Here is a 13,245-nt window from a genome sequence, read left to right on the forward strand (position 1 = left end):
GCTGGGGTGAAACTGATAGGGCGATAACAAGCGCTGATTTAAAAGGGAGGAGGCTGGATATAAAAACATTTACCCTGTCTGGCGGTTAAAAGTACACGCATGTATTACAACCGATATTTTAATAATTTGACATCTATATACTTATTCACTTACAACCCAGGGCGCAAGAGAGTTGGTGCTACTTTAGTAAAGGTGCTATTGATAGCGTTATTTTCTGGGGTAAGCAGTTTGGCTTTTGGGCAGGTTAGTGCCCCTGTAGATTCGCTTAAAGAAGATTCGTTGCGGAAGACTAAGCCAGCCCCCGTAGAGAATATTAATAAACAATACGATTTTAACGACTTGGTGCGCAATATATTCCATCCTAAAAAGAAGGCTGATACGCTAAAAAAGAAATCGGGCATTACCATTATACCTAACATTGCGGCTAACCCAACTATCGGTGCACAAATAGGCATCAAAGCCGTTGCGGGCCGAAAATTAGGGAGTGATCCAAACACACTGTTGTCGGTTGCGGCAACGTCGGCATCTATCACAACAAAGGGGATCCTTTATTTTTATGTTAACCATAACGTGTTTACGCCTGGCAATAAATGGAATTTCCAGGGAAATATTGTGGCCGCAAAAACCGTAACGCCCGACTTCGGGATAGGCATTGGCAGGCAGATAGACAGTGGTGACCCTGCACAAAAGGCGCTTGCAGATCCAAGCCGAAAAGTTTACGTAATCCATTCGCAGTTTTACAACATCAGAGAGAAGGTTTATAAACAGATTGATAAAAACCTGTTCCTGGGGGCAGGGGTATCATTTGATATCCGCCGAAATATGGATTATAAGGATACCTCGGCTTTAACACCTTCTAATGTTTATAATGCCGAGCACGGTTTCCCTACTGATCATTACTCGGCCAATGGATTTTTGTTTAACGCAGAATACACTTCGCGCGATAACCAAAACCGTGCTTACAAAGGTATTTATGCCGACGTGGGCTTCCGGGTTAATCAAACCTGGATTGGTAGCACCAAGAGTTCAGTACAATTTACTACCGATTTCAGGAAATACATCAGCTTATCAGATAGCCACCCAGAGCACGTAATAGCTTTCTGGAATTGGGGGTCATACCTCATCAGTGGTAATGTACCTTATCTCGAATTGCCGGGTACCGGCCGCGATGGCGCCTTTCGAAGTGGCAGGGGCTATACCACCCAATATTTTAAAGGTACCCAATTTAACGATACCGAGGTTGAATACCGTTTCCCGATAACGCGCAACAAGTTTTTAAGTGGTGTGGCATTCGGCAGTTTGCAAACAGCAAATGACGAGCAGGGAACCAAATTATTTCAGGTATTTCAACCCGGTGGCGGTGGCGGGCTAAGGGTATTATTTAACAAGGCTACCCGTACCAACTTGTGCCTGGATTATGCTTTTGGCAAATTTGGTAATAAGGGATTCTTTCTGGGCTTAAATGAGGCCTTCTAAAACAGTAACAATTTGCCGATTTCATAAAAAAAAGCGCTCCATAAATATTTCTTAGCGAAAGACTATCAATTATTTAAATACTTTTTTACGATATTGTATTACGCTTAGACTATAACAATGTCGCTCCAATTTCCGATACTAAATTTTTCCCTTAAAAAAGTACTCGCGGCCGAGCCCGATAACTTTGTAAAAGCCAAAATCAAAATCGCATTCCTAATGCTGATTTTAACTCTGATTAAGATATTGGTTATTATACCGGTAGCACTTATCAACCATCAATACTTACAGGCAAGCAGGGCAGTTTTAATTTTTGTGACATTCTTTTCGGTATTAAAATACCTGTTGTATAAGCCACAGCAAATTAAGATAATATCACATATCGTACTCATTACAGCATTGTTTGTTGTTTGGTCAAACCTGCTTGTTTTTATTCAAAACGTTAACGTTATTACGGTACAAACAGCTATTATGACCATGTTGTGCGCGTTTTACCTCATGAATGGTCGTATGGCAATAATCTACACCGGGTTAGCAATTTTACCGGTGTTGATATTTTTGCTTATTAAACTTCAGTTCAATAATCTTTTCCAGTTCGCCCCTCAGCGGTTAGCGTCGCCGGGTTACGAAATAGGTATTTTTCTTAATTTTATTGGCTTAGGGTTAATTCAATACTTGTTCTACAAATCCTACCATCGCAATGCGGCCGATAAAGACGCCCTCAACAGAGAATTACAAACTAAAATAGCCGAGGTAAAAGCACTGGCCGACTCGCGCTCCCTGTTCCTTTCGTCCATGTCGCATGAGTTGCGCACACCTTTAAACGCCATTATAGGTATTTCTAATTTGTTAAAGGAAAACGCTTCGAAAGAGCAGACGGAAAATCTCGAAATCCTCGAGTTTTCGACCGTTAGCTTGCTATCTATGGTGAATGATATTTTGGATTATCATAAAAGCGAAAACGATAAGATAGAATTGGAAAACATCCCGATAGATCTTTCTGAATTGTTGCGGAAGATATTTTCGAGTTTAAGATTAAAAGCTGACGAGAAGAACCTGAAACTGATTCTAAACATTGAAGAAGATTTAAAGGCGAAGTGGGTAATTTCTGACCCAACCCGCTTAACTCAAATTATTTATAACCTGGTTGGAAATGCTATTAAGTTTACACATAAGGGCAAGGTAGAGGTTGATGTTTATCTTTTGGCAAAAGACGCAGAAAGAATAAAGGTGCAGTTTAAAGTAACAGACACCGGTATTGGTATACCCGCCGACAAGTTTCAGGCTATTTTTGAGCCATTTGCGCAGGCCGCTAAAGATACCACCCGGCATTTCGGCGGCACCGGCCTGGGACTTCCTATTGTTAAGCGGCTGTTGAGACTTTTCAACAGCTCTATTAAGGTAAAGAGCCAGATAGGTAAAGGTTCGGAGTTTTCTTTTGAATTACACTTACCGCTAGCCGACCCTAAACTGAAAATGCCAAAGTTATTTGGTAGTACATTTAAGTTGCCAGAATTAAATATATTAATTGCCGAAGACAACCGCATTAATGCCATGCTGCTCGAAAAAATGCTGCACAACTGGGGCATCAAAACCGTTTTAGCTGTTAACGGGGAAGAAGCACTGGCAAAACTTAAAGATCAAAATATCGACCTCATTTTAATGGACCTGCAAATGCCCATAATGGATGGCTACCAGGCTGCGGTAAATGTTCGGGCACTTACCGACCCTATTAAAGCAAATATTCCAATACTCGCTGTAACAGCGTCGGCTTCTGTAGATATTTTTCCCGAAGTAATTGCGGCAGGGATGCAAGATTGCCTCACTAAACCCTACGAAACCGGGGTTATCTACGAGAAATTAAAACGATACGGCGTGCCGGTTAACCCCCGGATAAAGTCGGCCCTTTAGATCAAATTCCCTTTCCAACGACATTAGAAAAGCGCCACCGGTAAGTCCGATATTTAACATAAAGCCGGTCCACAAGGTGCCGTTGTAAATATTTTCGGCCAGTACCGGAATATAATACAGCAGCGTTAAGCTTAATAGAATAGCACCCAAAGAAGAACTGATTCGTACTAGTTGCCAGCCTGCTATAATGCAAAAACTGGTGAGCACCATTATAAATCCAACAATATAATCGAGCAAATTAACGGCAGGCAGGTAAGGTGGGACTTTGCCGGTAATAAAATCTACATGCATAAAATGCAGGCAGCCCATTGCCAAAATACCAAGTGCAAAAAATATACGCCCAACAGAAACAGCCGTTAAATGTCCGGTCAGTATTAAAGCGATACCCATCAGAGCCAAATCTTGCAATGCCCTTACCCCGCCAATCATGGTCGGCGATTTAGTAGTTAAGGCCGGTATGTGCAGCATCAGGATAAACAGACATAGCATGGCAGCCAACAACCAGGCCGTGAGCTTAGTTTTAACATCGATGATGAAACTAACGGCTGCAGCCATCATGGCAGTGCCGGTAAAGTATACCCAGAACAGTTTCAAAGGCATGTAAACAGGCACCAGGCTGGTTACAAAGGTGGCGTATAAATAATGTTGAATTCCAAATATAAGCCAGGGAATAGCAAATAGATATTTACCCAGTTTGTTGATGATGGGCTGCCAGTAGATTTGGTTTGTGTTCATGAGGTTGATTTATTGGTTGTATCTAAGGTATCGGATGAACTCCGTTGTTGCATTGTATTGAGATATACACCTCCAATAAAAGGAAATAAGGTAGCAAAGCGGAAGCAGAAGGATTTAAGGGGCAGAATGCTGAATTTGGTAGGTTTTAAATGGTTGTTTATGATTTGGGATGCCAAATGTGTTTGATGGTTCGGCTTTTTATTTATTCTGATATGACTAGTATTATGGATTTTGTTTTCTGTAACTTTAATAAACTTGAAACCAAAACGTTACACCTAAATTCTGTCGATTATGAAAATAGTTGATCACTGGTTGGTTGCGGAAACAGCTGACGAAAAAATTAAGATCTCCAAATCCGGAAATGCACGCGACCCAATAGACCCGGATTACCTGATTATCCATTATACGGCAACCGACGATGCATCGTCGGCAATCAATTGGTTTATGGATACTAAAAACAACCCCGATCATATCGCAGCGCATATTGTGCTTAATGTAGATGGTACTATTACCCAGCTTATCCCCTTTAATTGTAGAGCTAACCATGCGGGCACCAGTACATGGGATGGCGTTGATAGCATGAATTACCACGCTATTGGCATAGAGCTGGTTAATCCCGGCTTCGTTACCAAACATGCCGACGGCACTTTTAGCCGCAGTACCGATGGCGGTACCAAAACCTATCCGGCCAGTAGCAGCGATAAGTTTATGAAAATTGATCATAAACATAAGTTTTGGCCCAATAGCCATTATTGGTCCAAATTTCCCGACCCGCAACTAAAGGCTCTGTATGAATTGGGGAAGGTGATATTTGATGAGTATGCGCTGGTACAAGCTATTGGTCACGACGACATATCACCAGCCCGTAAAGCCGACCCCGGCCCCGCTTTTCCCTGGGCCACATTTAAAAACCGCGTGTTTGGCCATGCCGATAATACCGGGAAGATTTTTGTTATAAATACGGAGGGAACAAACTTCCGCAGCGAAGCTTCAACAAGCGCGTCTGTTAAGAAAAAATTGAGCAAAGGTTATGAGGTAGGCCTGATAGAAACCAAAGGCCAATGGAGCAGGGTGTACCTTACAAATACGCAATCAGAAGTTTTAGTTGATTCAAAAAGTGTTAAAACGATAGGTTGGATCTTTAGCTCATTGTTAACTTTAAAAGCCGGGCAGTAGGATTAAATATTTTTGCAGATATTGCTGTAAATTATAACCTAATGCTTTTATTACAAACCACCGGATTATCTGGTGCCGGTAAAACTACGCTATCAAATTTGGTGAGAGCGCGCCTGGCCAAACTAAATCTAAACTGTATTGTCATAGATGGGGATACCTATCGGCAAAGCTTGTGTAAAGATCTGGGCTTTTCGCAGGCAGATCGTATCGAGAACATCAGGAGGCTGGGCGCCGAAGCTCACCGGCACGCGCAGCAAGGTACCATTGCCATTATAGCCGCCATTAACCCTTTTGAACAGAGCAGGAGGGAGTTGGGAGAAATGTACGGTGCCAAAACTATATGGGTAGATTGCGCTATGCAAACCTTAATTGCGCGCGACACCAAAGGCCTTTACAAACGTGCGCTATTACTAAACAATCACCCCAAAAAATTGAATAATCTAACGGGGGTTAACGACATTTATGAAGCACCCGAAAATCCCGACCTGCATATTTGTACGCATCTGCTAACGCCAGAGGAGGCATGTGAGCGGATGTTGAACTTTATTTTGGCAACGCTTGAGCCATCCGTAATTCCTCAAGCTGATTATAAAGAGTAAAGGCTTGTTGCTGATAGGAGGGTGCGGCCTCGATGGGTTGTACCTCTGTAAAAATCTGCTCCGGGTATTTGGCGTTGTATTGGCTGCGTTTGATAATCTCTTCCCAATCATTAACGTGCAAAGTAACGCCTGTGAAGTTGCAGAAGCTTTGCATAATACTCATAATGCCTTCATTGTAGTTAAGGAGTAAAGTGCGCGGGTCGCGCTGCGATTCGCGGATAAATGCCGAAAAGTAGCTCTCTAAAACCTTGGCCATGTGCCCGTCTAAATCTGTAGCTGAGGTAGAATTTGGATCGATTCCCAGAAACTCATTGGGCACAACTCCCGGAACAGCCTGCATACCCCGTAGTTTTTGATGCGAACGGATAACCTCGTCAGGGCGGCGATAAAGTAGTATGAAAGGCACTTGCGGATATAGTTTGCGAAGCAAAGGCATAAAATGGATATGCCAGCTATCAGCCTTGATAAAAAGACGCTCTTTTAAGCCGCTGCGGTTTTGTCCGTAAATGGCTATGGCTGCTTGTAATAATTGTTCGGTGTCGAATTCTGGGATAAGCGTATTGGTTTTGGTAAGCCTGAGCATTTCGTCTATAAACGTAACTTCGGCCAATACAATGTGCCGGTTGCTTAACCCTAATAACTGCGATATTAAGGTGGAGCCACATCTGGAAACATGGAAAATAAAAGCAGTTGGTGCTACACAATTTAAGCTGGAGACCCACTCTGGCAAAACATTAATATCGCTATATGATTTAAACTTACTCGAATTGAAAGTATGCGAGAAGCACCTTCCTATTGTTTCAGAAAAAAATGGCTCCGTGTATTCAATCTTGTCAGTGTAAACCCATTTACAGCTATAGCCGTCTGTAGCGTTTAAGTTATAAGGTAACCAGTTGGTTATATCTGAGTTATTGTTCATTATTAATGGTAGATAAGGTGTTGTATTGTTTTTGAAAATCATCGGCCATTGCATTGGCTGTCGGTGTGTTTTGGCTTCTTAATGATACTATCATTTGTAATAATACCTCGGGCGAATGTCCTTCCTCGGGAGCGAAGGCGATAATATCGGCGTTTAAGATCAAGTCTTTTAGCCACGAGTTAACCTTGCAATCAATAACCAGGTGTATGCGGTCTGTAGTACCATTGTTGGTAACCCGGTGCGGCAGGTTGGCATTTATATACCAGCATTCGCCTTCGTTCATAATCACCCGCTCACTGTTTACGTAAAACGCTACATCCGGATTGGTAATGATGGGCACGTGTAAACGTGCTTCGCCATTTTCGAAGGCTAACTCTATATCACGGTGCTCTTTTATAACCGAACCAGCACAAAGGTTTAATAGCCTTACCGACATAATATCACACTTAAACTGCCCGAGCAATTTTTTAACAGACGGAAATAACTCCATGTTTGGATGATCTTCAAAGGTATCTGCGTTCATGAGCTCAGGTATTATGCTATCTGTGCCGCCGGGTGTGCGTAGGGGCAATACCGTCCAGTTGCCCTGGTAATGCAAGTTGTTAAAATGAGCATGCCATTTTTGATCAATTCGCTCAAGATCTGCTCTGATAGAATTTATGGGAACGGTTAGGTTTGCTTTGGAGTAAGCTATCATTAATTAGCTATTAAAAATGAATAAAGTGACAAGGTTAAATATCATATGAATATAGGACATTTAACCATTAGTTTGTTTTTCGTTGCAATTAGTTGAAATAATATTTGCATATCACATTTAAAAAAAAGTAATTTTAGCCAACCTAACTTATCGCATCATGTTAAAAGTAGTCATACTTTCTAACCATGTTTCTTGTTTACCCGTAGTGGATTATCTCAACGCGCAAGGGAGCTTGCAAGCTGTTGTTTCCACAGATAAACTTCGGGACCACCACACCGGCATTGAAGATTTTTGCAATAGCAAGAATATTTTATTTTTAAAGATCAACAGAGCGGGGTTACTTACAGCCGTTAAGCAATTATTTACCGACTACAGGCCCGATGCAGTGATTATGTTCGGGTTCTCTTATCGAATTCCTGCTGCTCTTTACGAGTTTCCTCCACTAGGTTTTTACAACGTACATTTTAGTTTATTACCTGCCTATCAGGGGCCCGACCCGCTGTTTTGGCAAATGAAGAATGGCGAAACTGCCGGTGGCGTAAGTATCCATAGGGTCGATGCTGGGTTTGATACAGGTGCTGTAGTAATGCAGCAGCAATTGCCATTTATACCCGGCGAAACCTGGGGCGTAGCAGATGGTCGGTACGGTGTGCTGGCTGTTAATATGATCGTTCAGCTGATAGATCAGCTGAAAAAAGATAAAGGCATTGCAGAGTTGCCTGTTAACACAATTATAGCAAGCTATTACCCAAGACCCACAGCTAACGATTTGGCCATTGACTGGGATTTACATACTGCCGCGCAAATAGAGGCGCTTGTAAACGCATGTAACCCAGGGGGAGGTGGAGCAGTAACAACTTTTAGGCAACAACTGGTAAAAATACTGGAAGTATCTCCGGTTGAGGCTACGGGCGAAGCTGGTGTTGCAGGTGGTACAATTATACATGCAGATGGTAGCGGGTTATATGTGCAATGCATGGACCGGCGAATTTTAAGAGTAAATGTTTTAAAACTTAGCGAAGGTTTTGTGACCGGCTTTAAGCTTGTTGCCATGGGGGTGCAAAAGGGTGATAGGCTTGAAAACGGCATCTTTCAATATCAGCAAGAACATATTTAATTGAATTTATAAACTTAAACCATTCTTTTTATGCAACCTTATGTTGGAGAAATCCGAATCTGGCCTGGCAATTTTCCGCCGGCGCAATGGGCGTTTTGCCAGGGACAACTTTTGTCCATTAGTACGTTCCAAACCCTTTTTACCTTAATTGGAACCACCTACGGCGGCGATGGCCAGCAAACTTTTGCATTGCCCAATATGCAGGGCAGAGCGCCGGTACATATGGGCACCGGTCTAGGGTTAGCCCCCGTGGTATTGGGTCAGATCGGCGGCTCAGAAACTGTAACGCTTACACAGGGGCAAATGCCAATGCATACCCATAACGTTAACGTGCAAAACACAGAAGGAAATACAAATACCCCGCAAAATACGCTTTTTGCCAACACAGGTACGGGCGATAACGATTACGCACTCGGCACCGTTACCCCTGATGTAACTATGGGTACCCAGTCCGTATCTTTTGCGGGGGGTAGCCAACCCTACGATATCATTCAGCCATCGCTTGCGTTGAACTTTATTATTTCATTATATGGCATCTGGCCATCTCAAAATTAAACCTCTTATAAACCTTAATCAAAAAATAAAATGGATTGGTATTTAGGCGAAATAAAAATAATTAGCCAAAACTTTGCACCCAAGGGTTGGGCTTTGTGTAACGGCCAACTTTTACCTATAGCGCAAAATCAGGCACTATTTGCCCTACTGGGTACTATATATGGCGGAAACGGAATACAAACCTTTGGGTTGCCAAATCTTCAGGGGCGTATACCTCTCGGGTTTTCAACTCAATATCCTCAAGGCTTAATCTCGGGCACAAATAGCGCCACGTTAACGGCAAACCAGTTACCGATGCACAATCACATGTTTCTGGCCAATAATGCGGCTGGCAATACCGCTGCACCCTCGGGTGCCTATTTTGCTATTAGCGGCACGGCAGATAACGATTATTCTACCGGCCAGCCTAATGCGGTTATGGCTCCCAATGAGTTAGGCATGGCTGGTTCTTCGCAGCCTGTGTCAACACAGCAACCTTACTTGGCGCTCAATTTTGTAATTGCCACAACCGGTATATATCCTTCAAGAAATTAATTTAAACCTATTATCATAAATATTATGGACAATGTATTTTTAGCCGAAATACGGCTTTTTGCAGGCACATACCCACCAGCTGGATGGGCCTTTTGTCAGGGGCAGCTTATACAAATACGTCAATATAGTGCCTTATTCGCACTTTTAGGCACCGTTTATGGTGGTGATGGCAAAAACACTTTCGCGCTTCCCAATTTACAGGGTTCTATACCCGTTGGTGTGGGCACCGGGCTAGGCCTTAGCCAACGTGTGTTGGGCGAAGTTTTTGGCTCTGAAAGCACCACATTATTACAGGAAAATCTTCCTCGGCATACGCATACCGTAAATGCTGTGAGTGCTACGGGGACAGTTTCCGACCCTACGAATGATTTATTTGCTAGTAAAGGCAGAGGAGATAGCGGTTACACAAATGCTGTGCCTAATGTACAAATGAATCCCCTTACTGTTGGTGTAGCAGGTGGTAGCATACCTGTATCTAATATGCAACCCTATATGGCGCTTAATTACATCATAGCTATGCAAGGGCAATATCCGGCAAGAAATTAAATAGTTAGAAATTGAATACCCATTGTCGGGATATATCAATCCGCATTTCCCGACAATGGGTTTCATGTGGCAGCATAGGCCTCATTTTGCAGCGCTTGCACGGTTAGCTGAAAAGGTTTATTGGATTTAACGAGATTTTAGATGAAAAAAATTTTACTCTTTTTATTGGTTTTAGTCGGAACTATAAATGCGTATGCACAAAGCATAACATTTTCAGATGCATTTGAGTCCAATATTGTGATGACGAGGCTTTCGGTTCAGGATGGCACCGGACGCTACATATATTCAACTTACCCTGCAATGTCTGCAAGCGCCTATGATGCTATTTACCAAACCCGGTGGAATACGTCTTTAAACCGCTGGGAAATAATTTTCGGGGCGAGCGGCGTTGGGCCAGCACCAACTTATACATTGATTACTCCGGACGTTGAGTGGTATGCGTCTGGTAGTGGATCGCCATATCCGCCCGATCTAACTTCTGGTAACTGGCAGGCAGGACCTTGGGGCGGTGGGACTTTGATACTGACCTCCGCCTCGGGGCAGTTGTCCGGTTCAACAGTTGCACCTACAGTTACAACCGGGGCCAGTTCTGGTATAACCAGCTCGACGGCTACATTAGTTGGTAATGTTTCTTCAGATGGTGGTGCTTCGGTTACCGAAAAAGGTATAGTATATAGTACTTCGGCCAATCCAACAACATCAGATTCGAAAGTAACAAATGGTACTGGCACGGGCGCAATAAGCGTTAATGTGAGCAGTTTAGCTGCGGGTACCACTTATCATTATAGAGCTTACGCCATTAACAGCGTTGGTACCTCGTACGGAACTGATGCAAGTTTTACAACCAGTGCTGCAGCGGTAACCGTTTCCAGCGTTACCAGACTTGAGGGCACGCCAACAAACACGGGCAATGTGAGTTTTAATGCGGTTTTCAGCGGCAGTGTTACCGGCGTAACCGCATCGTCTTTCAGCCTGACAACCACAGGTACTTTAACAGCAGCAGCGATCTCAGCAGTAAGTGGCAGCGGTACAACTTACACAGTTACCGTTAATACCGGCATAGGAGATGGTACTCTAAGACTAAATGTGACAGGCATAGGTGTGAGTCCGACAATTTCTAACATCCCATATACAGCAGGAGAAGTTTATACTATTGATAAAACCTTACCAACAATATCCATTACCGGTAATCCTCCATCCATTACCAATTCATCCAGTGCAACCTTTACGTTTACAGGTACCGACGCTTCGGGCATCGCTTCTTATCAGTCGAGCCTCGATGGAGGTCCTTATAACACATCAACGTCTCCTATATCTTTTATCGGTTTAGCTGCAGGCGCACATACCTTCAGTCTCAGATCTGTAGATATGGCGGGTAACACGTCACTGCCAGCAAGCTACACCTGGACAATTGATGAAACATCCCCGACGCTAACAATCACCAGCAGTGCCGGGGCTTCAGGTGGCACAACCAGTATATCACCAATTCCGTTTACTGCTACTTTCTCCGAATCGGTAACCGGATTTACAGCAGCAGATTTAGTTATATCTAACGGAACGGCAAGTGGATTTAGCGGGAGTGGCACTACTTATGCTTTTAATGTAACCCCATCGGCGAGCGGTGCAGTAACCGTTAATATACCTGCAGCTGTTGCGCAGGATGCTGCCGGAAACAACAATGCTGCTGCCACGCAATTTTCTATATCGTACGTTACCGCACCCACAGTTACTACCGGAGCAAGTTCAAGCATAACCAGTTCGGGTGCCACCTTAGCGGGTAATGTTTCTTCAGATGGCAGCGCTTCGGTTACCGAAAAGGGTGTTGTTTATAGTACGTCAGCCAATCCGACAATTTCAGATTTGAAAGCAACAAATGGTACGGGCACCGGCGCCATAAGTGTTGGCGTTAGCGGTCTGGCTGCCAGTACCACTTATCATTATAGGGCTTATGCCACTAACAGCGTTGGTACCTCTTATGGTGCTGATGCAAGTTTTACAACAAGTGCAGCAGCTGCTTCTATTACTACAACAGGTAGCTTTACCGTGTTAACTACCACTTATGGTGCCGCATCAAGCGGGAGCAGCATTAGCGTTACGGGTACCGGGCTTAGCGCTGGTATTACCGTTACGCCTTCGAATCCAGCTTTTGAAGTAAGTAGCGATGGAACAACTTATTCTTCAGGTTTTACAGCAGGTAGTTCGGGCACGGTGTCACTTACGCTTTATGTTCGGCTAAAATCAACTGCATCAGCGGGTTCGTATAATGCTGGCGGCGTGGGTTTGAGTTCGGGCGCTGTAAATCAAACGGTAAATATACCAACAAGTATGGTAAGCCCGGCACCACTAACGATCGCGGCAAATAATCAAACAAAAGTTTACGGCGCAGCTGTGCCAACTTTAGTAGCCAGTTATACCGGTTTTGTAAATGGTGACACCCCGGCAAGTTTAACCATAGTACCAACTTTATCAACAACAGCAACCCCGGCCTCATCAGTAGCAGGTAGTCCTTACGCGATTACTGCAAGTGGCGCTGTGGATGCCAATTACACAATCACTTATGTGGCGGGTACCCTAACGGTAACACCTGCTTCACTGACGATTACTGCAAATAACAAAATAAAAGTTTATGGTGCAGCTGTGCCGATCCTTACAGCCAGTTACACTGGTTTCGTAAATGGAGATACTCCATTAAGTTTGACTACATCGCCAATTTTATCAACAACAGCAACCCCGGCCTCATCAGTAGCAGGTAGTCCTTACGCGATCACGGCAAGCGGTGCAGTGAATGCCAATTACACAATCAGTTATGTGCCGGGTGCCCTAACGGTAACACCTGCTTCACTGATGATTACCGCAGATAATCAAACGAAAGTTTACGGGGCGGCTGTGCCAGCGCTTACAGCTAGTTACGCTGGTTTTGTGAATGGAGATACTCCAATAAGTTTGAATACATTACCAACATTATCAACAACAGCAACCTCAG

General features: G+C 43.7%; 12 protein-coding genes. 9 read left to right on the forward strand and 3 right to left on the reverse strand.

The features are described 5' to 3' along the window. Window positions 1-126: 126 nt before the first annotated feature. Window positions 127-1,476 carry a BamA/TamA family outer membrane protein gene (locus GSY63_RS12785; protein WP_208094527.1) on the forward strand — a complete coding sequence of 450 codons (1,350 nt, stop codon included), beginning with the start codon at window positions 127-129 and terminating at the stop codon, window positions 1,474-1,476. A 117-nt stretch (window positions 1,477-1,593) separates the two neighbouring features. Beyond that, a complete protein-coding gene (locus GSY63_RS12790; protein ID WP_166586191.1) occupies window positions 1,594-3,384 on the forward strand; it encodes an ATP-binding protein in 1,791 nt (596 codons plus the stop codon). Here GSY63_RS12790 and GSY63_RS12795 read toward each other — a convergent pair. Further along, entirely contained in the window at window positions 3,334-4,119 is a 786-nt protein-coding gene (locus GSY63_RS12795; protein WP_166586192.1) for a hypothetical protein, read from the reverse strand. The two genes, GSY63_RS12790 and GSY63_RS12795, sit on opposite strands and share 51 nt — an antisense overlap. Window positions 4,120-4,410: 291 nt before the next feature. On the opposite strand from GSY63_RS12795, the gene GSY63_RS12800 reads away from it, so the two are divergent. Both GSY63_RS12800 and cysC read left to right on the forward strand, forming a co-directional pair. Next, the gene (locus GSY63_RS12800; RefSeq protein ID WP_166586193.1) at window positions 4,411-5,295 is read left to right on the forward strand and encodes an N-acetylmuramoyl-L-alanine amidase; all 885 of its coding nucleotides are present in this window, start codon (window positions 4,411-4,413) and stop codon (window positions 5,293-5,295) included. A 41-nt stretch (window positions 5,296-5,336) separates the two neighbouring features. Next, window positions 5,337-5,894, forward strand: coding sequence for an adenylyl-sulfate kinase (gene cysC / locus GSY63_RS12805; RefSeq protein ID WP_166586194.1), 558 nt, complete (start codon window positions 5,337-5,339; stop codon window positions 5,892-5,894). On the opposite strand, the gene GSY63_RS12810 is transcribed toward cysC, so the two are convergent. Beyond that, complete coding sequence (locus tag GSY63_RS12810) at window positions 5,839-6,813, reverse strand: sulfotransferase family protein (RefSeq protein WP_166586195.1); 975 nt, start codon at window positions 6,811-6,813, stop codon at window positions 5,839-5,841. The genes cysC and GSY63_RS12810 overlap by 56 nt on opposite strands. Further along, on the reverse strand, window positions 6,803-7,510 hold the full coding sequence (locus GSY63_RS12815; RefSeq protein ID WP_166586196.1) for an aspartyl/asparaginyl beta-hydroxylase domain-containing protein: 708 nt from the start codon (window positions 7,508-7,510) through the stop codon (window positions 6,803-6,805). The genes GSY63_RS12810 and GSY63_RS12815 overlap by 11 nt, the downstream gene beginning before the upstream one ends. Window positions 7,511-7,667: 157 nt before the next feature. On the opposite strand from GSY63_RS12815, the gene GSY63_RS12820 reads away from it, so the two are divergent. From GSY63_RS12820 to GSY63_RS12840, 5 genes are all read left to right on the forward strand, one after another. Beyond that, on the forward strand, window positions 7,668-8,627 hold the full coding sequence (locus GSY63_RS12820) for a methionyl-tRNA formyltransferase (RefSeq protein ID WP_166586197.1): 960 nt from the start codon (window positions 7,668-7,670) through the stop codon (window positions 8,625-8,627). Window positions 8,628-8,657: 30 nt separating this feature from the next. After that, complete coding sequence (locus tag GSY63_RS12825; protein WP_166586198.1) at window positions 8,658-9,182, forward strand: phage tail protein; 525 nt, start codon at window positions 8,658-8,660, stop codon at window positions 9,180-9,182. A 30-nt stretch (window positions 9,183-9,212) separates the two neighbouring features. Beyond that, window positions 9,213-9,716 (forward strand): phage tail protein, encoded by a 504-nt coding sequence (locus GSY63_RS12830; protein WP_166586199.1) that lies wholly within the window; start codon window positions 9,213-9,215, stop codon window positions 9,714-9,716. 24 nt (window positions 9,717-9,740) lie between these two features. Then, a complete protein-coding gene (locus tag GSY63_RS12835) occupies window positions 9,741-10,262 on the forward strand; it encodes a phage tail protein (RefSeq protein ID WP_166586200.1) in 522 nt (173 codons plus the stop codon). A 141-nt stretch (window positions 10,263-10,403) separates the two neighbouring features. After that, window positions 10,404-13,245, forward strand: a 2,842-nt coding sequence (locus GSY63_RS12840; protein ID WP_166586201.1) for a beta strand repeat-containing protein, incomplete at its 3' end; no start/stop codon positions are given.

The sequence above is a fragment of the Mucilaginibacter agri genome (genome assembly GCF_009928685.1).
Classification (GTDB): Bacteria; Bacteroidota; Bacteroidia; order Sphingobacteriales; family Sphingobacteriaceae; genus Mucilaginibacter; species Mucilaginibacter agri.

What these genes read in the sequence shown, in the direction of transcription:
- GSY63_RS12820 (WP_166586197.1), top strand. Translation starts at nt 7,668, where the DNA reads ATGTTAAAAGTAGTCATACTTTCTAACCATGTTTCTTGTTTACCCGTA.
- GSY63_RS12825 (WP_166586198.1), top strand. Translation starts at nt 8,658, where the DNA reads ATGCAACCTTATGTTGGAGAAATCCGAATCTGGCCTGGCAATTTTCCG.
- GSY63_RS12835 (WP_166586200.1), top strand. Translation starts at nt 9,741, where the DNA reads ATGGACAATGTATTTTTAGCCGAAATACGGCTTTTTGCAGGCACATAC.
- GSY63_RS12800 (WP_166586193.1), top strand. Translation starts at nt 4,411, where the DNA reads ATGAAAATAGTTGATCACTGGTTGGTTGCGGAAACAGCTGACGAAAAA.
- GSY63_RS12815 (WP_166586196.1), bottom strand. Translation starts at nt 7,510, where the DNA reads ATGATAGCTTACTCCAAAGCAAACCTAACCGTTCCCATAAATTCTATC.
- cysC (WP_166586194.1), top strand. Translation starts at nt 5,337, where the DNA reads ATGCTTTTATTACAAACCACCGGATTATCTGGTGCCGGTAAAACTACG.
- GSY63_RS12810 (WP_166586195.1), bottom strand. Translation starts at nt 6,813, where the DNA reads ATGAACAATAACTCAGATATAACCAACTGGTTACCTTATAACTTAAAC.
- GSY63_RS12830 (WP_166586199.1), top strand. Translation starts at nt 9,213, where the DNA reads ATGGATTGGTATTTAGGCGAAATAAAAATAATTAGCCAAAACTTTGCA.
- GSY63_RS12795 (WP_166586192.1), bottom strand. Translation starts at nt 4,119, where the DNA reads ATGAACACAAACCAAATCTACTGGCAGCCCATCATCAACAAACTGGGT.
- GSY63_RS12790 (WP_166586191.1), top strand. Translation starts at nt 1,594, where the DNA reads ATGTCGCTCCAATTTCCGATACTAAATTTTTCCCTTAAAAAAGTACTC.